20 protein-coding genes are annotated in these 22,018 nt (G+C 58.6%); 8 read left to right on the forward strand and 12 right to left on the reverse strand.

Annotated elements, in window-relative coordinates:
• Positions 1-99: 99 nt before the first annotated feature.
• The 7 genes from RHM55_RS14360 to RHM55_RS14390 form a co-directional block, all read right to left on the reverse strand.
• Positions 100-1,011, reverse strand: a complete 912-nt coding sequence (locus RHM55_RS14360) for a response regulator (RefSeq protein ID WP_322177022.1) — start codon at positions 1,009-1,011, stop codon at positions 100-102.
• Between the two features lie 158 nt (positions 1,012-1,169).
• Positions 1,170-1,931 (reverse strand): phosphate signaling complex protein PhoU, encoded by a 762-nt coding sequence (gene phoU, locus RHM55_RS14365; protein WP_322177023.1) that lies wholly within the window; start codon positions 1,929-1,931, stop codon positions 1,170-1,172.
• Between the two features lie 70 nt (positions 1,932-2,001).
• Positions 2,002-2,835 carry a phosphate ABC transporter ATP-binding protein PstB gene (gene pstB / locus RHM55_RS14370; RefSeq protein WP_219063106.1) on the reverse strand — a complete coding sequence of 278 codons (834 nt, stop codon included), beginning with the start codon at positions 2,833-2,835 and terminating at the stop codon, positions 2,002-2,004.
• A gap of 73 nt (positions 2,836-2,908) precedes the next feature.
• Entirely contained in the window at positions 2,909-4,525 is a 1,617-nt protein-coding gene (gene pstA, locus RHM55_RS14375; protein ID WP_322182951.1) for a phosphate ABC transporter permease PstA, read from the reverse strand.
• Positions 4,526-4,594: 69 nt separating this feature from the next.
• Positions 4,595-6,880, reverse strand: a complete 2,286-nt coding sequence (locus tag RHM55_RS14380; RefSeq protein WP_322177024.1) for an ABC transporter permease subunit — start codon at positions 6,878-6,880, stop codon at positions 4,595-4,597.
• Between the two features lie 172 nt (positions 6,881-7,052).
• Positions 7,053-8,042 carry a phosphate ABC transporter substrate-binding protein PstS family protein gene (locus RHM55_RS14385; RefSeq protein WP_219063083.1) on the reverse strand — a complete coding sequence of 330 codons (990 nt, stop codon included), beginning with the start codon at positions 8,040-8,042 and terminating at the stop codon, positions 7,053-7,055.
• Positions 8,043-8,222: 180 nt separating this feature from the next.
• Positions 8,223-9,512, reverse strand: a complete 1,290-nt coding sequence (locus tag RHM55_RS14390; RefSeq protein WP_322177025.1) for an MFS transporter — start codon at positions 9,510-9,512, stop codon at positions 8,223-8,225.
• 442 nt (positions 9,513-9,954) lie between these two features.
• Between RHM55_RS14390 and RHM55_RS14395 the strand changes: the two genes are divergently transcribed.
• Positions 9,955-10,356, forward strand: coding sequence for an acyl-CoA thioesterase (locus RHM55_RS14395; RefSeq protein WP_322177026.1), 402 nt, complete (start codon positions 9,955-9,957; stop codon positions 10,354-10,356).
• An 83-nt stretch (positions 10,357-10,439) separates the two neighbouring features.
• A complete protein-coding gene (locus RHM55_RS14400; RefSeq protein ID WP_322177027.1) occupies positions 10,440-11,360 on the forward strand; it encodes a D-hexose-6-phosphate mutarotase in 921 nt (306 codons plus the stop codon).
• Between the two features lie 3 nt (positions 11,361-11,363).
• Here RHM55_RS14400 and RHM55_RS14405 read toward each other — a convergent pair whose 3' ends face one another.
• The 4 genes from RHM55_RS14405 to purE form a co-directional block, all read right to left on the reverse strand.
• Entirely contained in the window at positions 11,364-11,897 is a 534-nt protein-coding gene (locus RHM55_RS14405) for a DUF3299 domain-containing protein (RefSeq protein ID WP_322177028.1), read from the reverse strand.
• A gap of 74 nt (positions 11,898-11,971) precedes the next feature.
• Positions 11,972-12,217 carry a GlsB/YeaQ/YmgE family stress response membrane protein gene (locus tag RHM55_RS14410; RefSeq protein WP_322177029.1) on the reverse strand — a complete coding sequence of 82 codons (246 nt, stop codon included), beginning with the start codon at positions 12,215-12,217 and terminating at the stop codon, positions 11,972-11,974.
• Positions 12,218-12,326: 109 nt separating this feature from the next.
• Positions 12,327-13,409, reverse strand: a complete 1,083-nt coding sequence (locus RHM55_RS14415; RefSeq protein ID WP_322177030.1) for a 5-(carboxyamino)imidazole ribonucleotide synthase — start codon at positions 13,407-13,409, stop codon at positions 12,327-12,329.
• Positions 13,410-13,418: 9 nt separating this feature from the next.
• A complete protein-coding gene (gene purE, locus RHM55_RS14420) occupies positions 13,419-13,910 on the reverse strand; it encodes a 5-(carboxyamino)imidazole ribonucleotide mutase (RefSeq protein ID WP_219063090.1) in 492 nt (163 codons plus the stop codon).
• Between the two features lie 400 nt (positions 13,911-14,310).
• Between purE and RHM55_RS14425 the strand changes: the two genes are divergently transcribed.
• Positions 14,311-14,952, forward strand: coding sequence for a hypothetical protein (locus RHM55_RS14425; RefSeq protein WP_322177031.1), 642 nt, complete (start codon positions 14,311-14,313; stop codon positions 14,950-14,952).
• Positions 14,953-14,956: 4 nt separating this feature from the next.
• Here RHM55_RS14425 and RHM55_RS14430 read toward each other — a convergent pair whose 3' ends face one another.
• Positions 14,957-15,868 carry a LysR substrate-binding domain-containing protein gene (locus RHM55_RS14430; RefSeq protein WP_322177032.1) on the reverse strand — a complete coding sequence of 304 codons (912 nt, stop codon included), beginning with the start codon at positions 15,866-15,868 and terminating at the stop codon, positions 14,957-14,959.
• A 225-nt stretch (positions 15,869-16,093) separates the two neighbouring features.
• Between RHM55_RS14430 and aspA the strand changes: the two genes are divergently transcribed.
• The 5 genes from aspA (at position 16,094) to RHM55_RS14455 (ending at position 21,991) form a co-directional block, all read left to right on the forward strand.
• The gene (gene aspA / locus RHM55_RS14435) at positions 16,094-17,518 is read left to right on the forward strand and encodes an aspartate ammonia-lyase (RefSeq protein WP_322177033.1); all 1,425 of its coding nucleotides are present in this window, start codon (positions 16,094-16,096) and stop codon (positions 17,516-17,518) included.
• Positions 17,519-17,683: 165 nt separating this feature from the next.
• A complete protein-coding gene (locus RHM55_RS14440) occupies positions 17,684-18,688 on the forward strand; it encodes an asparaginase (RefSeq protein WP_322177034.1) in 1,005 nt (334 codons plus the stop codon).
• A gap of 95 nt (positions 18,689-18,783) precedes the next feature.
• The gene (locus tag RHM55_RS14445) at positions 18,784-19,665 is read left to right on the forward strand and encodes an AraC family transcriptional regulator (protein ID WP_322177035.1); all 882 of its coding nucleotides are present in this window, start codon (positions 18,784-18,786) and stop codon (positions 19,663-19,665) included.
• A gap of 169 nt (positions 19,666-19,834) precedes the next feature.
• The gene (locus RHM55_RS14450; RefSeq protein WP_322177036.1) at positions 19,835-20,863 is read left to right on the forward strand and encodes a histone deacetylase family protein; all 1,029 of its coding nucleotides are present in this window, start codon (positions 19,835-19,837) and stop codon (positions 20,861-20,863) included.
• A 27-nt stretch (positions 20,864-20,890) separates the two neighbouring features.
• Positions 20,891-21,991 carry a polyamine ABC transporter substrate-binding protein gene (locus tag RHM55_RS14455; RefSeq protein ID WP_322177037.1) on the forward strand — a complete coding sequence of 367 codons (1,101 nt, stop codon included), beginning with the start codon at positions 20,891-20,893 and terminating at the stop codon, positions 21,989-21,991.
• The last annotated feature ends 27 nt before the right edge of the window (positions 21,992-22,018 follow it).

Here is a 22,018-nt window from a genome sequence, read left to right on the forward strand (position 1 = left end):
GGGGTGGCGGTATCAATCAGTAGCAAAGAGGCAGGGAAATCAGACAAACCGCGTCAGCACCTTCGCAGGCAAGCCTGCGAAGGTGCTGACGCTCAGGGATCAACCCCCCGGTACGAAGTGCTTTTGCGCCGTGCCGCGGGCGATCAGGCGGGAGACGTAGTCGAGTTTCTGTGCGTCCTGGTCGACAAAGCGGAAGGTCAGTTGCAGCCAATCGCTGTCGGGTTTGGGTTCGTAGGCGACGATGGCGTGTAGGTAGCCGTTGAGACGGGCGACTTCGGCGTTCTCGCCTTGTTCAAGGTCGAGTACGGCGCTGTCGAGCACCTGTGGCAGGACGTCACCGCGACGCACCACCAGCAGCGCTTCCTTGAGGCTCAGCGCCTTGATCACGCATTGCTGGTTACCACTGGGCAACCGCAATTGGCCTTGACCGCGGCCGCCAAGGGCTGGCGCAGCAGCAGGCGCAAAGGCCCGGGCAGACGAGTTGATCAACGGCGCCGCTTTCGGCCCGGTAGCTGGCGCAGCGGCCGGCCTGACCACTTCCGCCTTGCCACCGGTCAGGGCGCTGAGGGAATCGTTACCGAACGCCGAGTTCATCTTGGTTGGCGCGCTGGCCAACAGGGTGTCGAGCTTGCCGACTCTGGCCAGCGCCTTCTTGACCTTGGTCAGCAGCTGCTCATTGGTGAACGGCTTGCCAATAAAGTCGGTGACACCGGCCTGGATCGCCTGGACCACGTTTTCCTTGTCACCACGGCTGGTGACCATGATGAACGGCAAGGCCTTGAGGTTGTCCTGCCCACGGCACCAGGTCAGCAGTTCCAGACCGGACATCTCCGGCATTTCCCAGTCGCATAACACCAGATCGAACGCCTGACGCTCCAGCAAGACCTGAGCCTTGCGACCGTTGACGGCGTCTTCGATGTGAATGCCGGGAAAGTAGTTACGTAAACCTTTTTTCACCAGATCGCGAATAAATGGCGCGTCATCCACCACCAGTACACTGACTTTACTCATTGATCTTTCCTTTAAAATCCCGACAAGCATAGCGCTGGTTGATGGCCAATTGCTAAACCGATTAACGACGCCAGGACTTTTCGTTCGCGGGCGGCTTGAACTCAAAGCCCGTAACGAAAACGCCCGACAATGAGCCGGGCGTTTTTTTGCAGGCAGTCTTATTTATCGTCAGGTTTGACCAGAACATTAGCGCTATCGTCAATGACGCCCTGCACTTCTTCCCTCATGCGCTTGAGGCCCATATGGCGGACGTCGGTACCGCGCACCAGATAGATGACCAGCTCCGAAATATTACGGGCATGGTCGCCGATACGTTCCAGCGAACGCAGCACCCAAATCACGCTCAACACCCGCGAGATAGAACGCGGGTCTTCCATCATGTACGTGACCAGCTCGCGCAGCGCGGTTTTGTATTCGCGGTCGATGGTCTTGTCGTACTGGGCCACGGACAGCGCCAGATCGGCATCGAAGCGAGCGAACGCATCAAGTGCATCACGGACCATGTTGCGCACCTGATCGCCGATATGCCGCACTTCAACGTAACCACGCGGCGATTCGCCTTCTTCACACAGCTGAATGGCGCGCTTGGCAATTTTGGTGGACTCATCACCGATGCGCTCCAGATCGATCACAGACTTGGAAATGCTGATGATCAAACGTAGGTCGGAGGCCGCTGGCTGACGACGCGCAAGAATACGCAGACATTCTTCATCAATGTTGCGTTCCATCTGGTTGATCTGGTCGTCGATGTCACGAACCTGCTGGGCCAGGCCCGAGTCGGCTTCGATCAACGAGGTCACCGCATCGTTGACCTGTTTCTCGACCAAGCCACCCATTGCCAGCAGATGGCTGCGCACTTCCTCCAGTTCGGCGTTGAACTGCTGGGAGATGTGATGAGTAAGGCTGTCTTTATCGATCATGCTTATTGTCCTTGGAACGTCCAGTTAACTACGAGACCGCAGCAGTACTTCAGGGCCAACGAGCCAGGCCCTAGCCGTAACGACCGGTGATGTAGTCTTCTGTCTGTTTTTTCGCCGGGTTGGTGAACAGCGTGTCGGTATCACCGAACTCGACCAGTTTGCCCATGTACATAAAGGCGGTGTAGTCGGAGACCCGCGCCGCCTGTTGCATGTTGTGGGTCACGATGACAATGGTGTACTTGGCTTTCAGCTCGTAGATCAGCTCTTCGACTTTCAGCGTCGAGATCGGATCAAGTGCCGAGCACGGCTCATCAAGCAGCAGGACTTCCGGCTCCACAGCGATGGTACGTGCGATCACCAAACGTTGCTGCTGACCACCGGACAGTCCCAGTGCCGACTCGTGCAGGCGGTCTTTGACCTCCTCCCACAGTGCCGCACCCTTGAGCGCCCACTCGACCGCTTCATCGAGCACACGTTTTTTGTTGATGCCCTGAATACGTAGCCCGTACACCACGTTTTCATAGATGGTTTTCGGGAACGGGTTGGGCTTCTGGAACACCATGCCGACGCGGCGACGCAGTTCAGCCACGTCTTCGCCCTTGCGATAGATGTCGTGGCCGTACAGGTTGATGGCGCCTTCCACACGGCAGCCATCAACCAGGTCGTTCATCCGGTTGAACGTGCGCAACAAGGTTGACTTGCCGCAGCCGGACGGGCCGATAAAGGCGGTCACGCGTTGTTTCGGGATGTTCATGCTGACGTCGAACAACGCCTGCTTGTCGCCGTAGAACAGGCTCAGACCCGGCACTTCGAGCGCAACGGTTTCATTCGCCAGATTCAGGCCTTGCTTATCGCGTCCCAGGGCGGACATGTTGATGCCATGGGTATGGGTTTCGTGCTGCATAGGGTTACTCCATACGCTAACAATTCGTTTCATCGAACCGCCCTCCTCGCATGAGTGGGCGGCGCTCTTCAAATCAGCTATCCAGCGCTTTGTACTTCTCGCGCAGGTGGTTACGAATGGCCACCGCAGACAGGTTGAGCAAGGCGATCACCAGTACCAGCAGCAGCGCCGTGGCGTACACCAGCGGCCGCGCGGCTTCGACGTTCGGGCTCTGGAAGCCGACGTCATAAATATGGAAGCCCAAGTGCATGATCTTCTGGTCAAGGTGCAGGTACGGGTAGTTGCCGTCCACCGGCAGCGACGGCGCCAGTTTCACTACACCCACCAGCATCAACGGCGCCACTTCACCGGCAGCACGGGCGACCGCCAGAATCATCCCGGTCATCATCGCCGGGCTGGCCATGGGCAGCACGATCTTCCATAGGGTTTCAGCCTTGGTTGCGCCGAGTGCCAGCGAGCCCTCGCGAACGGTACGCGGAATACGCGCCAAGCCTTCTTCGGTGGCAACGATCACCACGGGAACGGCCAGCAGTGCGAGGGTCAGAGACGCCCAGAGCAAGCCTGGCGTGCCGAAGGTCGGCGCTGGCAAGGCTTCAGGGAAGAACAGCCGATCCACCGAACCGCCGAGCACGTAAACAAAGAAACCCAGACCGAATACCCCGTACACAATCGCCGGCACCCCGGCCAGGTTATTCACCGCGATACGGATCAACCGGGTGACCGGGCCTTGCCGTGCGTACTCTCGCAGGTACACCGCAGCCAGAACGCCGAACGGAGTGACGATCATGGCCATGATCAAGGTCATCATCACAGTGCCGAAAATCGCCGGGAAGATCCCGCCTTCGGTGTTGGCTTCACGCGGGTCTTCGCTGAGGAACTCCCACAATTTCTTGAAGTAGAAACCAAGCTTGGTAAAAGTGCCCATGGCATTCGGTTGGTAAGCGTGAACCACTTTGCCAACGCTGATCACCACTTCGGTGCCGTTGGCATCGCGGGCTGTCAGGCTGTCGCGATTGAATGCCTCATGCAACGAGCCCAGTCGCCCCTCAATCGCCTGGTAACGAGCGTCCAGTTCGGCGCGCTCGCTGTCCATGTCCGCTTGAGCGGCAGCATCGAGCTTGCCGTCGAGTTCCAGTTTGCGTTTGTGCAGACGCAGACGCTCGATGCCATGGTTGATGGCACCAATGTCTTTTTTCTCGAGCCTGCCAAGCTCACTGGCCAGGGTTTCGACGCGCTTGATTCGCTCTTGAAGAATCGGCCAGGCTGCTTCACCTTCGGCGATGACTTTGCCGTCTTCCTTGAGGTTGACCAGGTAGCCGTAGTAATTACCCCACTCACGTCGCTCCAGGGTCATCAGCTCGGCAGGTTTGCTCTGCTCCGTCAGCCATTCGCCGACAACCCAGGTGAAATCGCTTGGGTTGGTATCACGGTTACCGACCTTGAACAGCTCGCGAGTCATGAACTCCGGACCCACATCGGGTACCGGCAAGCCCGCACCCTTGAGGCGAACGCGAGGTACTTCCTCGGCCTGTACCACTTCACCGATCAATACATGGTTAGTCTGATTGGGCACGTTGTACTGCGCGCGCACCACATCAGCCGGCCAGAAGTGACCCAAGCCACGGACGGCGATCACTGTCAGCAAGCCCAGAGTCATGATCACCGCGATGGACACAGCGCCCGCGCTCATCCAGACGCCAGGGGCACCGCTCTTGAACCAACTCTTGAGGGAGTTCTGTTTCACAGACTTCTACCTTCCTTAGAGAGACGAATATTTCTTGCGCAGACGCTGACGAATCAGCTCCGCTAAGGTGTTCATCACGAAGGTGAACATCAGCAGCACCAGCGCTGCCAGGAACAGCACTCGATAATGGCTGCCGCCGACTTCGGACTCTGGCATCTCAACCGCGACGTTCGCCGCCAGAGTACGCATGCCTTCGAACAGGTTCATGTCCATGATCGGTGTATTACCGGTGGCCATCAGCACGATCATGGTCTCGCCGACAGCGCGGCCCATGCCGATCATCAAGGCCGAGAAAATGCCAGGGCTGGCGGTGAGGATCACCACCCGCGTCATGGTCTGCCATGGCGTCGCACCCAGGGCCAGCGAGCCCAGAGTCAGACCGCGCGGCACGCTGAATACGGCGTCTTCAGCGATGGAGTAGATGTTCGGAATCACTGCGAAACCCATGGCCAGCCCGACCACCAGTGCGTTGCGCTGATCATAGGTAATGCCCAGGTCGTTGGTGATCCACATGCGCATGTCGCCGCCGAAGAACCAGGTTTCCATATACGGGCTCATGCCCAACGACAACCAGCCCACCAGCAACACCACAGGTATCAGGATCGCGGCTTCCCAACCATCCGGCACTCGCAGCCGGAATGACTCAGGCAAGCGGCTCCAGATAAAGCCCGCCAACAGAATACCAATCGGTGTCAGCAGCAACAGGCTGAAGATCCCCGGCAAATGCCCTTCCAGATACGGCGCCAGAAACAGGCCAGCGAAAAAGCCGAGAATCACTGTCGGCATCGCTTCCATCAGTTCGATCACCGGCTTGACCTTGCGGCGCATGCCCGGGGCCATGAAGTAAGCGGTGTAGATCGCAGCGGCAATCGCCAGGGGCGCCGCCAGCAGCATCGCGTAGAACGCCGCTTTCAAGGTGCCGTAGGTCAATGGCGCGAGGCTCAGCTTGGGCTCGAAGTCAGTGCTCGACGCAGTGGACTGCCAGACGTACTTCGGTCCGTCGTAGTTTTCGTACCAGACCTTGCTCCACAGCGCGCTCCACGAAACTTCCGGGTGCGGGTTGCGCAGGCTCATTGGCAGCAACTTGCCGCCCTCTTCGACGATGACCTCGTCAGCACGTGGCGACAGTCCCATGACACCTGGGCCCTGAGCCACCTGATCGACCAACAGCGTGCGATGCGCGGTGCTATGGAACACCCCGAGCTTGCCGGAAGCGTCGAGGGCGACGAAGCCTTTACGGCGCTCTTCGCCGGTGATTTGTACGATCGGCGTGGTGCCCATCTGGAAGTCACGGATGTGCTCCAGGCGCAACTCGCCGTCGGTATCGCGGGCCATGAACCACTGAGCCAGACCGCCCGTGGTGCTGCCGATAATCAGCGACACACCGCCGACCAATTGCGTACTGGCGGAGACTTCAGCGTTACCGTCTTCCAGCAGTTTGTAGCGGCCGTTGAGGCTGCGATCACGCAAGCTGAAGACGTCGGCCTGAGCGCGACCGTTGATCACGTACAGCCACTGCTGGCGCGGATCGATAAAGATTGCCTTGACCACTTCGGTCATGTGCGGCAGTTCGATGCGGGTCAACTCGCTGGTGGTCTCCCCGGTCATCATGTTTTCTTCCTGGGACAAGGAGAGCACATGCAATTGCGAGCCGGTGGAACCCGCTACCATCAGGACTTTGTCGCTGGCGTTGAGGCTGACGTGCTCCAAGGGCCGGCCTTGTTCGTCCAGGCTCAGCGCCGCTTCGCCAAATGGATACGTGATGGTCGGACTGATGGTCTTGACGTTGCCCGGGTAGGTGATCAGGTAGTTGTGTTTGAACACCAGTGCCTGACCGTTGGACAGACCCAGCACCATCAACGGGCTGCCTGGCTGATCTTTACCGATAGCCGTCACAGTCGTGCCCGTCGGAATCGGCAAGGCGACATGCTTGAGCTCGGTCCCGTCGTCGATGCGGAAGAACAGCGCTTCACCCTTGTCGGATACTCGCAGGCCAACCTTGTTCTGCTCTTCGATGGCAATCATCAGTGGCTTGCCCGCATCCTGCATCCAGGCCGGATTGAGCGCCTTCTCGGTGGTCAGTTTCGCACCTTGGAACAAGGGCGCGACCACGTAAGCAAGATAGAAGAAAATCAGCGTAATAGCGGCCAGCACTGCCAGGCCACCGACCAGTACATACCACTGGGTCAGACGGTCTTTAAACGCGCGTATACGGCGTTTTCGCTTGAGCTCGGGCGCATTGAAGTCAATTCGCTCGGGAGGGGAATTTTGAGTCATGGTGGAATTGGCCAGATCATTCATGCGCTCACCCTAGCGGTCCTTTATTACAAAAACATGACAATGCGGTGACGCAAAAAATCCGCAGCCCAAAAGTACTGGCAGCGGACTACGAAATTAGTAGCGGGACCCCGTTGAATCAGGTCCCGCTCAGGTATTGAGATCGGGGCAAAAAGTGCGTGCCCCGCGTCAACCCTTACTTAGCAGCGCCTTCCTGCAAGCCCAGGTCAGCCAGTGCTTTTGCAGCAACCTTGGCTGGCAACGGGATGTAACCGTCTTTGATCACGACTTCTTGACCCTGTTTAGACAGGACCATTTTCACGAACTCGGCTTCCAGCGGTGCCAGAGGCTTGTTCGGCGCTTTGTTCACGTAGATGAACAGGAAGCGCGACAGTGGGTATTTGCCGTTCAGTGCGTTTTCTTCGCTGTCTTCGATGAATTCAGTGCTGCCTTTCTTGGACAGGGCAACCGTCTTCACGCTGGACGTTTTGTAGCCGATACCTGAGTAACCGATGCCGTTCAACGAGCTGCTGATCGAGCTTACAACCGAAGCAGAACCTGGCTGTTCGTTAACGTTAGCGCGGAAGTCGCCTTTGCACAGGGCTTCTTCTTTGAAGTAGCCGTAAGTGCCGGATACCGAGTTACGACCGAACAGTTGGATCGGTTTGCCAGCCAGGTCGCCGGTCACGCCAACATCACCCCATGTTTTGGCTTCGGCTTTGGCGCCACACAGACGGGTCGCGGAGAAGATCGCGTCCACTTGTTCCATGGTCAGGTGCTGAATCGGGTTGTCTTTATGTACAAAAATAGCCAAGGCATCGACCGCGACCGGGATTGCAGTTGGCTTGTAGCCGTACTTCTGCTCGAAAGCCGCCAATTCGGTGTCTTTCATTTTGCGGCTCATCGGGCCCAGGTTCGAGGTGCCCTCAGTCAACGCAGGTGGTGCGGTGGCCGAACCGGCTGCTTGAATCTGAATGTTCACGCTTGGGTATTCTTTTTTGTAAGCCTCAGCCCACAAGGTCATCAAGTTTGCCAGGGTATCGGAGCCGACACTGGACAGGTTACCCGAGACACCGGTGGTCTTGGTATAGCCTGGAATAGCTGGGTCAACAGCAGCAACCGCAGTGGCGGTGGCAACGCCTGCGGCGACGAAAGTCAGAGCCGCCATCAATCGCTTAAGTCTCATGCCTTGCTCCTAGCAAAATTGGATAGGTATTGGATCGACGCCAAGTATCTAAGGGCCGTGTGAACACTCTATGAAAGCAATGTGACAATTAGATGAAAGGCCATCATCGACTTTCAATGATAGCCGTTCAGTTCAGGAGGGGGCGGCGGCATTCGCCCAGCAGGCAAGGCGATTCAACACTCAGCGTTGCTTGCGCAACAAATGGATGCCAATCAGCATGCCCATGACGCAGAGGGCTGCCACGTACCAGGCCGGCCCCATTGGACTGGTCTTGAGCATGAGGGTCACCACCATCGGCGTCAGACCGCCAAATATCGCGTACGCCAGGTTGTACGAGAACGACAGTCCCGAGAACCGCACGGCTGCCGGAAAGGCCTGGACCATGACGAACGGCACCGCACCGATGACGCCGACAAATAACCCGGTGACGGCGTACAACGGAAACAGCCAGTCGGGGTGCGCCAAAAGGCTGTGATAGAACGTCCATGAACTGACAAGCAACGCCAGGCAACCGAGGATAAACACCCAGCCAGCGCCAAAGCGATCCGCCAGAGAACCCGCGCCGACACAGCCCAGGCTCAGGCAGACAATCGCCAGACTATTGGCCTTCAGCGCCGTCGCGGGGGAGAAGCCGTAAACCGTTTGCAATACCGTTGGGGTCATCAGGATCACGACGATGACGCCAGCCGACAACAGCCAGGTCAATAGCATCGATAACAGGATCGCCCCGCGATGGTCGCGCAACACGGCCTTGAGCGGCACCTCTTCGGCCAGCGCCTTGCGCAGCTGCAGCTCGGCGAAAACCGGCGTTTCATGCAGCCAGCGGCGCAGGTAAACAGACAGCAGACCAAATACGCCCCCAAGCAAAAACGGAATCCGCCATGCGTAATCGAGCATCTCCTCAGCGCTGTAGAGGCTATTGATCAGGGTGGCGACCAGCGAACCCAGCAAAATGCCCGAGGTCAGGCCGGCGGTCAGGGTGCCGCACGCGTAGCCAATGCTGCGCGGCGGCACATGCTCGGACACAAATACCCAGGCGCCAGGCACCTCACCGCCAATCGCCGCACCCTGAATAACCCGCATCAACAGCAGCAGAATCGGCGCCCACAGGCCAATCTGCGCGTACGTCGGCAACAAGCCCATGATCAGGGTCGGTACGGCCATCATGAAAATGCTCAGGGTGAACATTTTCTTGCGCCCCAAAAGGTCGCCGAAGTGCGCCATAACGATGCCACCCAGCGGTCGCGCCAGGTAACCGGCAGCAAAAATACCGAAGGTCTGCATCAGTCGCAGCCACTCAGGCATATCCGCAGGGAAAAACAACTTGCCGACCACAGTGGCAAAAAACACGAAAATGATGAAGTCGTAAAACTCCAACGCTCCGCCCAAGGCAGAAAGCGACAAGGTCTTATAGTCGCTGCGGGTCAGCGGGCGCGAGGGCTGCACGGTACTTGAGGACACAGTGGACATGGCAAGGGCTTCTCTTGGGATTGCTGAGCATCAGCAACGCTGGCTGAGGCTTGACGGCTTGCACACTTCCTCACTAAGGAAAACGCTGACATGGGCATCAAAATTGCCCTTATAGCGAAAAGTACAGAGTCGATCGGGTCCGGCACGATAGCAAATTCTCTAAAAAGCACACAGTCAGGCGCTTTACGCAGTCAAAATGAGAACCGAGTGGTCGTCGCATGGTCCATCGATCGATATACTCGCAGACCGTAAGAGACAATCCAGCGTACTCCGGGTTGCTGTGCGAAATCGCCGCTGAGCCCAATCCAGCCGCTTTCGCAGAGTTTCCCCTTAAGGCATCGCTGAAAGCGGATGAACGCAATTTGTTCATGAACATCGTTTTCACTGAGGCCTGTTAACCGCACCAAAACATTAAAGAGTCATGGGTCGAGGCACCCTAGGCATGATTGAACTCGAACAAGAAGATCCGATACCGCAGGGCGACCTTGCATTGCAAATTACTGCTTTGCCCCGCGAAACCAATGGTTTCGGCGATATTTTCGGCGGCTGGCTGGTCTCGCAAATGGACTTGGCGGGAACTGCCATGGCCAGTAAAGTCGCTGGCGGCCGCGTTGCGACCGTAGCCATTGATCGCATGGCATTCCTGATCCCGGTCGCAGTCGGCGCGCAATTGTCCTTCTATACCCAGGCCCTGGACATCGGCCGCAGCTCGATCCAGATGATGGTCGAAGTATGGAGCGATGACCCACTGTCCAGCGAATGGCGCAAAGTCACCGAAGCGGTGTTTGTGTTCGTCGCCATCGATGGTAGCGGCCGCACTCGCTCGGTACCGGCACGGCGATAAGCCTGGGTATCGGTCTGCTGGGGTAAACTCGTTGACTGTCGCACGGTCTACTTTTATCACTGTACTTGAGTGAGCACCCCCGCATGCCAACGCCCCATGTCGAATCCGTCAAACTCGGTGAGCTCAACTGCTGGCGCATCCGCCACGGTCAGGCCGAGTTACTCGTCGCCCAGCAAGGCGCGCACATCCTCAGCTACCAAGTGGACGGCGAGCCGCCACTGATCTGGCTAAACGACAAAGCTGTCTTCAAACAAGGCAAGCCGATCCGCGCCGGTATTCCGATTTGCTGGCCCTGGTTTGGCAATCTGGAGCGCAACCCTGCCAGCGTACAGGCGATGCGCAACAGCAGCGAACCGGCCAACGCCCACGGCGAAGTCCGGGTACTAGACTGGGAATTGCTGGGCATTGGCAATGATGGCGACGCGTTACTCGCCGAATTCGTATTGCCGCAGGCTGAAGGTCATTTGCCTGGTTGGCCGCATAACGTCGCCCTCAAACTGAGCATTCGTCTGGACGAGCAGTTGCATGTCAGCCTGCTCAGCTACAACGCTGGCACCGAAGACGTTACCTTCAGCCAGGCATTGCACAGTTATTTCGCGGTCAGCGATGCACGACAGGTCCACGTCGAAGGCCTGGACGGCTCGCGTTACCTGGACACATTGAAAAACTGGGAAGACGAGCATCGGCAGGACGGCGACCTGCATTTCACGGCCGAGACGGACCGCGTTTACCTGGACACACCGCACCATCTGAGCATCGTCGATCCGGGCTGGCAGCGACGGATTCAGATCATGACCAGCGGCTCAAAGTCAGCGGTGCTGTGGAATCCGTGGGTCGACAAGACCAGGACCTTAAGCGACATGGCCGAAGACGGCTGGCAGCACATGGTTTGTGTCGAGACCGCCAACGTCCTGTCCGATGTCGTCACGTTGGCGCCAGATGCCATGCACACCCTGAGTGTCAGCATCTGGGCCGAGCCGCTGGCGGCGTTGCCGGAAGCGTAACCGCTACAGGTCCGCTTCGACCACGACGCGGACCTTCGAAGCATCCAGCGCGTAGGCCGCATCGGCCATGTTATTGCTGACCGCCTCGACCTTCAGCGTGCCGATCACCCACAGCGGCGTGTAGATATCGTCCAGCTTCAGGCCTTTTGGATAACGCACCAGCACCAGTTGATTGGGTGGCGGCGGCGGCACATGGATGCATGCGCCCGGATATGGCACGAGGAAGAACAGGGTACTGCGGCCTTTCGCGTCTGTTTCCAGCGGCACGGGATAACCACCAAGACGGATATTTTTGCCATTCATGGCGGGTACGGTCTTGGCCGAGTACATCACGGCAGGCAAGCCTTTGCTCTGCTTCAAACCGCCTTTGCTATCGAACGTCCCCTGCGCTTCCGGGGAGTTGTGATCGATTTCAGGCATGGCCTCGAGGGCTTTTTGATCCGACTTGGGCATCAGCTCGAGCCAATCGGTTTCTGGCAGCTCGGCGCGGGCCAGCCCGGAAGCCAACAGCAGCGCTATAAGGAGGAGACGGCGCATGGGAGAGCTCGGCAATGTATGTGGTCTCACTAGCTCTCTGCGCAGCAATAGCGCAGAGAGCCGATGAATAACTGTCAGTCTTTTTTGATCATGCCGTAAAGCACCAGCAGCACCACCGCACCCACCAATGCGCCGAGGAAACCCGCGCCCTGGCCTGCCTGATAAATGCCCAGCGCCTGACCCCCGTAGGTCGCAGCCAGCGAGCCCCCGATACCCAGCACAATGGTCATGATCCAACCCATGCTGTCATCGCCTGGCTTGAGGAAGCGAGCCAGCAAGCCCACGATCAAACCGATAAAAATGGTTCCGATAATACCCATGCCTTTTCCTCTGTATTAATTGGACGAACCAAGGCCTGATGACGGCATTAGCGTCCTGTCATCAGAGAACCGCTGGCAGGATTGGTTCCACATGCGTCTATTGCAGCTATTACAGCTTGATCAGCGCTTCGACTTTTTTGATCTGCCGATCAAGGGTGGCGCGATCAGCACAGCGCAAGGTGGCGTGACCCACTTTGCGCCCAACCTTGAACGCCTTGCCGTAGTGATGCAGATGGCAGTCATCGATGGCGACGACCTTGTCCACAGCCGGCACTTCACCGATGAAGTTGAGCATGGCGCTTTCGCCGACCTTGGCAGTGGAGCCCAACGGCAAACCCGCCACCGCCCGCAGGTGGTTTTCGAACTGGCTGCACTCGGCGCCTTCGGTGGTCCAATGCCCCGAGTTATGCACACGGGGTGCAATCTCGTTGGCCTTCAAACCGCCATCGACTTCAAAGAACTCGAACCCCAGCACGCCGACATAATCGAGTTGCTTGAGTACGCGACCGGCGTAATCCTCAGCCAGCGCTTGCAGCGGATGCGCGGTGCTGGCAATCGACAGACGCAAAACCCCATTTTCGTGGGTGTTGTGCACCAGCGGATAGAAGCGCGTTTCGCCATCGCGGCCGCGCACGGCAATCAGCGACACTTCACCCGTGAAGGGCACGAAACCTTCCAGCAAACAGGCAACACTGCCCAACTCAGCAAACGTGCCGACCACATCAGCCGCTGTACGCAGTACTTTCTGGCCCTTGCCGTCATAACCGAGGGTGCGGGTTTTCAGCACGGCAGGCAGACCAATGCTGGCCACTGCGGCGTCCAGATCGGCTTGCGACTGGATATCAGCGAAGGTAGGCGTTGGAATGCCGAGGTCCTTGAACATGCTCTTTTCGAACCAGCGATCACGGGCAATCCGCAGCGCTTCGGCACTTGGATAAACCGGCACGAACTGCGACAGGAACGCCACGGTTTCTGCTGGCACACTTTCGAATTCGAAGGTCACCAGATCGACTTCATCGGCCAACTGGCGCAGATGATCCTGATCGCCGTAATCGGCACGCAGATGTTCGCCCAACGCAGCGGCACAGGCATCCGGCGCCGGGTCGAGAAAAGCGAAACTCATGCCTAGCGGGGTCCCTGCCAGAGCCAACATGCGACCCAACTGGCCGCCACCGATTACACCGATCTTCATGGAAAAACCTCAGGCGTCGCGTGGGTCTGGATTGTCCAGGACGCTGTCTGTCTGCTCAGCGCGGAATTTCTTCAGCACTGCATGGAATTGCGGGTGCTTGGCGCCGAGGATACTGGCCGACAACAATGCGGCGTTGATTGCGCCCGCTTTGCCGATAGCCAAGGTCGCCACAGGAATCCCGGCAGGCATCTGCACGATAGAGAGCAGGGAATCAACGCCCGACAACATCGACGACTGTACGGGCACGCCCAGCACGGGCAGATGAGTCTTGGCCGCACACATGCCTGGCAAATGAGCCGCACCGCCAGCACCGGCAATGATCACTTCAATGCCACGGGCTTCAGCCTGTTCGGCGTACTGGAACAGCAAATCCGGCGTCCGGTGGGCTGACACCACTTTGACTTCGTAAGGGATGCCTAGCTTTTCCAGCATATCGGCGGTGTGGCTAAGGGTGGACCAATCGGACTTGGAGCCCATGATCACGCCAACCAGTGCGCTCATCGTCGTGCCTCTTCTATTGGACGCCCGCAGGCGCGTCAAAAAACAAACAAGCCACGCGGGAGAACCGGCGTGGCTTGCTGTACGAATTATGGCCGGTCGAACCGGCCAAAGGCCGCGCAGTATACCGTAAAGCACAGGGAAGACAGCCCCCTTGGTGACCATCTGTCCGCAGGGCCCTGGCGAGGTCTGCACACGGCACCCGCGACCGAAATCCTTCATGGCAAAAGGTCCTACATCTTCTGTACGCAACTTACTACTTTAGGTGACGCCAACAGCAACTAACAAATCGCAACCGTTTCGGCTTAGCTGCTTTCATGTCTGAAGCAAACACAGTTCCGGGCAGACCCCGTCATCCAGTACGGACATTAATCAACGAAAACTATCGCCATCGAGATCGCCCATGCTCATTCATTTAAGAACACTCGCTTTAACACTAAGCACCCTGCTTACGATCATCATTCCACCGGCTTCCGCTGATGAGAAATTCACGAAAACTCCGCTCTACTTCTATGTATTTCTGCACGACGATATCCCACAAGCTGAACGCGAAAATATCGCTAAAGACTACTTCTCGTGGCTGCGCAAGGACCTTGAAAGCTTCACCCGGCGCAGGGTGTACATAGACTTCATACAGAACGTCGCGCCCATAACCCAATACCCGTATCAAGGTGAAAACCTGACAAAAATACTGGACGGCTGGCAACGAGAAGTGAATGACTACATCGACAAAAACAATCTGCCCATGAACAGCAGAACCAAGTATTTGCTGTTAACACACGAAAAAATAAACGGGATGACTTTGGGTGTCGCCAGAGACAAGAGTTACGCAGGCATTGCATCGCTGGGCAGTTACTCTGCCGCCGCGCATGAAATAGGTCATCTGCTCGGCGGGACGCATGAGCACTCAGAAGTTTTATTCAAAGGCAGTTGGTGGTGTGAAACCAATATATTCCCGACCCGCATCAACGTAAGAGCGAACTGTTACCACTACAGCGACAAAAACAAAGAAGCCATCGCCGCTTATTTGAGCGAATCGCCTTAAGCACTCAAGACGCACCCTGTGCCGCACCGCCTTCCAGCTTGCGCCACAACAACCGCACGTTGGCCTTGCGCACCAACGCACAACGGTACAAACGAATTTCCAGCGGCACATGCCATTGTGGGCCACCACACACCACCAACTCACCCCGCGCCAGTTCAGCACGCACGCTGAGCTGCGGCACCCAGGCGATGCCCAGGCCTTCGAGCGCCATGCTTTTCAGGCTGTCCGCCATGGCTGTTTCGTAGACCGTAGTGAAGCGCAAGCTGCGCTGACGCAGCAGCAGGTTCACCGAGCGCCCCAGAAATGCTCCGGCGCTGTAGGCGAGCAACGGCACACTGGCATCGCCTTCAAGGTCGAATAACGGTTGGCCGTTGGCGTCTGCCGCGCAGATGGGCAACATCTCCGTATGCCCAAGGTGCAGCGAGGGGAAAATTTCAGCGTCCATCTGCAGCGCCGCATCCGGGTCGTAGAACGCCAGCATCAGATCGCAACCGCCCTCACGCAACGCATGTACCGCATCGCCAACGTTGGTCGCCACCAGCCGGGTGGCAATGTTCAGCCCTTCGTTACGCAGCTGGGCAATCCAGCGCGGGAAAAAACCCAAGGCCAAAGAGTGCGCCGCCGCGACTTGCATGACTTCGCCCTGCCCGCCCTCCAGGTGATGCAGATGACGCAGCACCTCGCCAAGCTGCTCGACGACGGTGCGCGCGGTTACCAGAAACAGTTGTCCGGCAGCCGTCAGCTCGATGGGCGTGCGCGAGCGATTGACCAACGTCAGGCCCAGTGCCGACTCAAGGCTGCGAATCCGGCGGCTGAAAGCAGGTTGCGTCACGAAGCGACGCTCGGCCGCCTGGGAAAAACTGCGGGTGGCGGCCAGGGCACTGAAGTCCTCCAGCCATTTACTTTCCAGGTTCATCACGTCCTCCAATCACGGCAGGGACGGACTTGCAACGACCCGCCCCGCACCTGCAAAAAAGCAACTACATCTTGTTCATACGCTCGTCACAATCGTAACGTCACATCGACATTATGCCGTTTGTGCATAGGCCAGCGCTTAACAGCATTAGCCCAAAATTGCCCACAAGCCTAGCATCAGCGGCGTTCCGGCATTATCCGTGCCTTTCTTGAGACTATCTCTATCATGTCCTCCGCTGCATCATTGCGCATCGAAAAAGACCTGCTTGGCGTCCTTGAAGTACCCGCTGAAGCGTACTACGGCATCCAGACCCTGCGGGCGGTGAACAACTTCCGTCTCTCCGGCGTTCCGATTTCGCATTACCCGAAGCTGGTCGTGGCCCTGGCCATGGTCAAGCAAGCCGCCGCTGACGCTAACCGCGAACTCGGTCACCTCAGCGAAGCCAAGCACGCTGCCATCAGCGAAGCCTGCGCCCGTTTGGTTCGCGGCGATTTCCACGAGCAGTTCGTGGTGGACATGATTCAAGGCGGCGCTGGCACTTCAACCAACATGAATGCCAACGAAGTCATCGCCAACATCGCGCTGGAGGCCATGGGCCACAGCAAGGGCGAGTACCAATACCTGCACCCGAACAATGACGTGAACATGGCGCAGTCGACCAACGACGCTTACCCGACGGCAATCCGTCTGGGCCTGCTGCTCGGTCACGACGCCCTGCTCGCCAGCCTCGACAGCCTGATTCAGGCATTCGCCGCCAAGGGCCAGGAATTCAACCACGTTCTGAAAATGGGCCGTACCCAGTTGCAGGACGCCGTGCCGATGACCCTCGGTCAAGAGTTCCGGGCCTTCGCCACCACCTTGAGCGAAGACCTCAATCGTCTGCGCAGCCTCGCTCCGGAACTGCTGACCGAAGTGAACCTGGGCGGCACCGCCATCGGCACCGGCATCAACGCCGACCCCCGCTACCAGCACCTGGCCGTATCGCGTCTGGCGCTCATCAGCGGTCAACCGCTGGTGCCTGCCGCCGACCTGATCGAAGCCACGTCCGACATGGGCGCCTTCGTCCTGTTCTCCGGGATGCTCAAGCGTACTGCGGTCAAGCTGTCGAAAATCTGCAACGACCTGCGCCTGCTGTCCAGCGGCCCACGTACCGGCATCAATGAAATCAACCTGCCAGCACGTCAGCCAGGCAGCTCGATCATGCCCGGCAAGGTCAACCCGGTTATCCCGGAAGCGGTCAACCAAGTGGCTTTCCAGATCATCGGCAACGACCTGGCACTGACCATCGCCGCAGAAGGGGGTCAATTGCAGCTGAACGTGATGGAGCCGCTGATCGCTTACAAGATTTTCGACTCGATCCGCCTGCTGCAACGCGCCATGGATATGCTGCGCGAGCATTGCATCGTCGGCATCACCGCCAACGAAGCACGCTGCCGCGAACTGGTCGAGCACTCGATCGGCCTGGTCACCGCCCTGAACCCATACATCGGTTATGAAAACGCCACCCGTATCGCCCGCATCGCTCTGGAAAGCGGCCGTGGCGTACTGGAACTGGTGCGCGAAGAAGGCTTGCTCGACGACGCCATGCTCGCCGACATCCTGCGCCCGGAAAACATGATTGCGCCACGCTTGGTGCCATTGAAGGCCTGACCTTCAGCCCCAGGCAGCAACACGCTCACCAGGCTGAGAGACTAGACACCTCTCTCCCTTTTGAGGGCCCGAAGATCACTCTTCAGGCCCTTTTTTTTGCCAGCTTGTTTTTACTTTTCACTAGACACGCCATAGCCTTGGCCGATCACCCAAAGGAGAAGTGCCATGAATCGCGAAACCCCGCCACCCGCTCAGCAGGTCATGGTGCTCTACACCGGCGGCACCATCGGCATGCAGGCCAGCGCCAACGGGCTGGCTCCGGCTTCGGGATTCGAGGCGCGGATGGCCGAGCAACTGGCTGCCCAACCAGAACTGAAGGTACCGAACTGGCGGTTTCGCGAACTACTGCCGTTGATCGACAGCGCCAACATGACCCCCACCTACTGGCAGCGTCTGCGTGAAGCGGTGATCGAGGCCGTGGATGTCGATGGCTGCGACGCGGTATTGATCCTGCACGGCACTGACACCCTGGCCTACAGCGCGGCGGCGATGAGCTTTCAGTTGCTCGGGCTGAGCGCACCCGTGCTGTTCACCGGTTCGATGCTGCCCGCTGGCGTCGAGAACAGTGATGCCTGGGAAAACCTCAACGGCGCCCTGCTTGCCCTGGGCCAAGGCTTGGCGCCGGGCGTGCAGCTGTACTTCCATGGCGAGCTACTGGCACCGACCCGCTGCGCAAAAATTCGCAGCTTTGGTCGTCATCCGTTCGCCGCGTTGCAGCGCTCGCGGGAGGGTAAGTCGGCGCAGTCTGTGCCCGCTGCACTGGATTACCGTCAGCCGAAAAGCATCGCCAACGTCGCCGTGCTGCCCTTGTTTCCCGGCATCAGTGCGCAACATCTGGATGGTTTACTCGACAGCGGGATTCAGGCGCTGGTCCTGGAATGCTTCGGCAGCGGCACGGGCCCGAGCGACAACCCGGCATTCCTCGCCAGCCTGCAACGCGCCCGGCAACGCGGCATCTGCGTGGTTGCCATCACTCAGTGTCATGAAGGCGGCGTCGAACTGGACATCTACGAAGCCGGCAGTCGTCTGCGCGGGGTTGGCGTACTGTCCGGCGGCGGCATGACCCGCGAAGCCGCGTTCGGCAAACTCCATGCGTTGTTGGGCGCAGGGCTTGCGCAAGATGAAGTACGACGCCTGGTTGAGCTGGATGTGTGTGGGGAGTTGCGATAACCGTCAGGCCGCCTTCGCGGGCAAGCGCGCGCCCATTAGGGCGCGGCATACAACTTGCTCCACTCCCGGTTGTTACCCACCGCCGGAATTCGCTCATGCTGCATTCCCATCTCACCACCCTCAATGCCGTGTCGCTGGTACTCAGCACCTTCGAGGCTGAAGGTTTGTCCGGCGATGCGCTGCTGGCAGGCAGCGGGATCACTGCTGCGGACTTGGGCAGGCCCGATATTCGTATCGCCACCCACCAGGAAATGCAGGTCTGCGCCAATGCCGTTGCACTGCGCAAGGAAATCGGCCTGGAGTTGGGACGGCGCATGCACGTGTCATCCTATGGTGTCCTCGGTTACGCCCTGCTCACGAGTGCCACCTTAGGTGACGCCTTGCGCCTGGCGCTGATGTATCCGGCGCTCTTGGGAACACTGTTCGAACTGCGCCTGCATGACGATGGCGACCGCGTCTGGCTAAGCGCCAGCGATTACCGCGACAGTGAATCGCTGGCGGTTTTTAACGCCGAGCTGTGCCTGGCCTCGCTGAAAGTCATTTGCGATGACTTGCTCGGCAAGCCCCTGCCATTACTCAGCGCACGTTTCGCCCACGACGCCCCTGATTACACCGCCAGCTATCACGAAAGCTTTGCCTGCCCGTTGCAGTTCAACGCCCCCTTGTATGATCACGCCTTCGCCTTCGACAAACGCTGGCTTGAACAGCCGTTGCCGCTGGCAGACCCGATCACCCATCGCGACATGCACGCACGCTGTCGCCGGCAAAATATCGAGTTCACAGGTCGCCAGGCCTGGCTCGAACGCATCCGCCAATTGCTCGACGAGCTACGCTTCGAGCGAGCCAAGCACTTGCTGCATGAGGCCCGGTTACCCATCCACCGCATTGCCGAGGAACTGGGCTTCAGCGAGACCGCGAGCTTTCGTCACGCCTTCCTGCGCTGGAGCGGCGTCGCGCCCAGCCACTTCCGATTCTGATGCTGTTTGCACCCTCGCCTCGGTTTAGGGCGTGACGCCTCAATAAGAGGCGATATCCGGTCAGTGTTATTGGCCATATTTATCCCCTTTTGGCCGTTGCCGTCGTTCACTGATCCGCCGCGCACCGCAAGAATGAGGCACAGCCACAGCCCTAGGGGAGAATAAGAAGATGCTGACGATCTACTCGGATGATCATCACTTGCACCACGGTCGCTGCGAACTGATAGACGGGCAACTGATGCCCTGCTTTGAAATGCCCTCGCGCGCCGATCACATCCTGCAACGCGTACAGGCACGCCACCTTGGTCCGGTCGAGACGCCGCGTGACGCTGGTCTTGAACCGCTGAAGCGCATTCACAGTGAGGCGTACCTGACGTTTTTCCAGGGCGCATGGCAACGCTGGGCCGAGTTGAACCATGAAGGCGACTTGCTGCCCTTCACCTGGCCTGCGCGAACCTTGCGCGAAGTAATTCCTGCCAACCTGTTGGGTCAGTTGGGTTATTACAGCTTCGATGCCGGCGCACCGATTACCGCTGGCACCTGGCAAGCCGCCTATAGCGCAGCGCAAGTCGCTCTGACCGCTCAGGCCGCCGTCGAAAATGGCGCTCGTAGCGCGTTCGCATTGTGCCGACCACCCGGCCATCACGCCGCTAGCGATTTGATGGGCGGTTACTGCTACCTGAATAACGCCGCCATCGCCGCTCAGGCATTTCTCGATCAGGGCCGGCAGAAAGTGGCGATTCTCGATGTCGATTACCATCACGGCAACGGCACTCAATCGATCTTCTACTCACGCAACGATGTGCTCTTTACCTCGATCCACGGCCATCCTGAAGCCGAGTTTCCCTTCTTCCTCGGTTACGCCGACGAGCATGGCGAGGGGCCGGGCGAAGGTTTCAACTTCAACTACCCGCTGGCCGCTGGCAGCGACTGGGACCACTGGAGCGCTGCGCTGGAACAGGCCTGCAAGCAAATCGAGGCCTACGCCCCGGACGTGCTGGTGATTTCCCTCGGTGTCGACACGTTCAAGGACGATCCCATCTCGACGTTCAAGCTCGACAGCCCGGACTACCTGCGCATGGGTGAGCGCATCGCCCGTCTCGGCTTGCCGACGCTGTTCGTGATGGAGGGCGGTTATGCCGTCGAAGAAATCGGCATCAATGCCGTGAATGTGCTGGAAGGTTTCGAAAGCGCCTGACCCCACCGACTTATCAGGAAGATAACAATGAACAGACTCAAACGTCTTATTGCACCCGCCCTGTGTGCTTCCCTGCTCTGCGGCGCGGTCCAGGCCGAAGAGCAACGCACGCTGCGCGTTTACAACTGGTTCGACTACATCACCCCGCAGACGCTGGTGGACTTCCAGAAAGACACCAAGACCAAACTGATTTACGACATTTTCGACACCAACGAGGCGCTGGAAGCCAAGCTGCTGACCGGCAACTCCGGGTATGACGTGGTCGTACCGTCCAACGTGTTCCTGGCCAAGCAGATCGAGGCCGGGGTATTCCAGCCGCTGGACCGCAGCAAATTGCCGAACTGGCCGCACCTCGACCCCAAGCTGATGAAACTCCTGGAAGCCAACGACCCGGGCAATAAATTCGCGGTGCCCTACATGTACGGTACCATCCTGATCGGCTTCAACCCGGACAAGGTCAAGGCCGCGCTGGGTGACAATGCACCGGTCGACAGCTGGGACCTGATCTTCAAGGAAGAGAACATCAGCAAGCTCAAACAGTGTGGCGTGGCCCTGCTCGACTCACCGTCTGAAATCATGCCGCTGGCCTTGCAGCACTTGGGCTTGCCGCCAAACAGCACCAAGCCGGCCGACTACGCCAAAGCCGAAGCGCTGATGCTGAAGATCCGTCCGTATATCACCTACTTCCATTCATCGAAGTACATGGCGGATATCGCAAATGGCGACATCTGCGTGGCCGTCGGGTACTCGGGCAGCTTCTCGCAAGCGGCCAACCGCGCCAAAGAAGCCAAGAACGGCGTGGTCGTCGACATGCGCCTGCCTAAAGAAGGTGCCCCGATCTGGTTCGACATGCTCGCCATCCCTAAAGGCGCCAAAGACCCTGAAGACGCCTACACCTTCATCAACTACCTGCTGCAACCGAAGGTGATCGCGCCGATCAGTGATTTTGTCGGCTACCCGAACCCGAACAAGGACGCCACTGAGCTGGTCGATCCGGCGATTCGCAACAACCCGAATCTGTACCCGACCGAAGCGGCGATGAAAACCCTCTACACCCTGCAACCCCTGACGCACGATGCGGAGCGGGCGCGTACACGCGCCTGGACCAAGATCAAGTCGGGGACCTGATGCTGGAGCGGGCTTGCTCGTGATGCG

The organism is Pseudomonas sp. MH9.2 (assembly GCF_034353875.1).
GTDB lineage: Bacteria > Pseudomonadota > Gammaproteobacteria > Pseudomonadales > Pseudomonadaceae > Aquipseudomonas.

Excerpts from the sequence above, each read along its gene's own strand:
- RHM55_RS14360 (WP_322177022.1), bottom strand. The coding sequence starts at position 1,011 with ATGAGTAAAGTCAGTGTACTGGTGGTGGATGACGCGCCATTTATTCGC.
- phoU (WP_322177023.1), bottom strand. The coding sequence starts at position 1,931 with ATGATCGATAAAGACAGCCTTACTCATCACATCTCCCAGCAGTTCAAC.
- pstB (WP_219063106.1), bottom strand. The coding sequence starts at position 2,835 with ATGCAGCACGAAACCCATACCCATGGCATCAACATGTCCGCCCTGGGA.
- pstA (WP_322182951.1), bottom strand. The coding sequence starts at position 4,525 with ATGAGCGCGGGCGCTGTGTCCATCGCGGTGATCATGACTCTGGGCTTG.
- RHM55_RS14380 (WP_322177024.1), bottom strand. The coding sequence starts at position 6,880 with ATGAATGATCTGGCCAATTCCACCATGACTCAAAATTCCCCTCCCGAG.
- RHM55_RS14385 (WP_219063083.1), bottom strand. The coding sequence starts at position 8,042 with ATGAGACTTAAGCGATTGATGGCGGCTCTGACTTTCGTCGCCGCAGGC.
- RHM55_RS14390 (WP_322177025.1), bottom strand. The coding sequence starts at position 9,512 with ATGTCCACTGTGTCCTCAAGTACCGTGCAGCCCTCGCGCCCGCTGACC.
- RHM55_RS14395 (WP_322177026.1), top strand. The coding sequence starts at position 9,955 with ATGATTGAACTCGAACAAGAAGATCCGATACCGCAGGGCGACCTTGCA.
- RHM55_RS14400 (WP_322177027.1), top strand. The coding sequence starts at position 10,440 with ATGCCAACGCCCCATGTCGAATCCGTCAAACTCGGTGAGCTCAACTGC.
- RHM55_RS14405 (WP_322177028.1), bottom strand. The coding sequence starts at position 11,897 with ATGCGCCGTCTCCTCCTTATAGCGCTGCTGTTGGCTTCCGGGCTGGCC.
- RHM55_RS14410 (WP_322177029.1), bottom strand. The coding sequence starts at position 12,217 with ATGGGTATTATCGGAACCATTTTTATCGGTTTGATCGTGGGCTTGCTG.
- RHM55_RS14415 (WP_322177030.1), bottom strand. The coding sequence starts at position 13,409 with ATGAAGATCGGTGTAATCGGTGGCGGCCAGTTGGGTCGCATGTTGGCT.
- purE (WP_219063090.1), bottom strand. The coding sequence starts at position 13,910 with ATGAGCGCACTGGTTGGCGTGATCATGGGCTCCAAGTCCGATTGGTCC.
- RHM55_RS14425 (WP_322177031.1), top strand. The coding sequence starts at position 14,311 with ATGCTCATTCATTTAAGAACACTCGCTTTAACACTAAGCACCCTGCTT.
- RHM55_RS14430 (WP_322177032.1), bottom strand. The coding sequence starts at position 15,868 with ATGAACCTGGAAAGTAAATGGCTGGAGGACTTCAGTGCCCTGGCCGCC.
- aspA (WP_322177033.1), top strand. The coding sequence starts at position 16,094 with ATGTCCTCCGCTGCATCATTGCGCATCGAAAAAGACCTGCTTGGCGTC.
- RHM55_RS14440 (WP_322177034.1), top strand. The coding sequence starts at position 17,684 with ATGAATCGCGAAACCCCGCCACCCGCTCAGCAGGTCATGGTGCTCTAC.
- RHM55_RS14445 (WP_322177035.1), top strand. The coding sequence starts at position 18,784 with ATGCTGCATTCCCATCTCACCACCCTCAATGCCGTGTCGCTGGTACTC.
- RHM55_RS14450 (WP_322177036.1), top strand. The coding sequence starts at position 19,835 with ATGCTGACGATCTACTCGGATGATCATCACTTGCACCACGGTCGCTGC.
- RHM55_RS14455 (WP_322177037.1), top strand. The coding sequence starts at position 20,891 with ATGAACAGACTCAAACGTCTTATTGCACCCGCCCTGTGTGCTTCCCTG.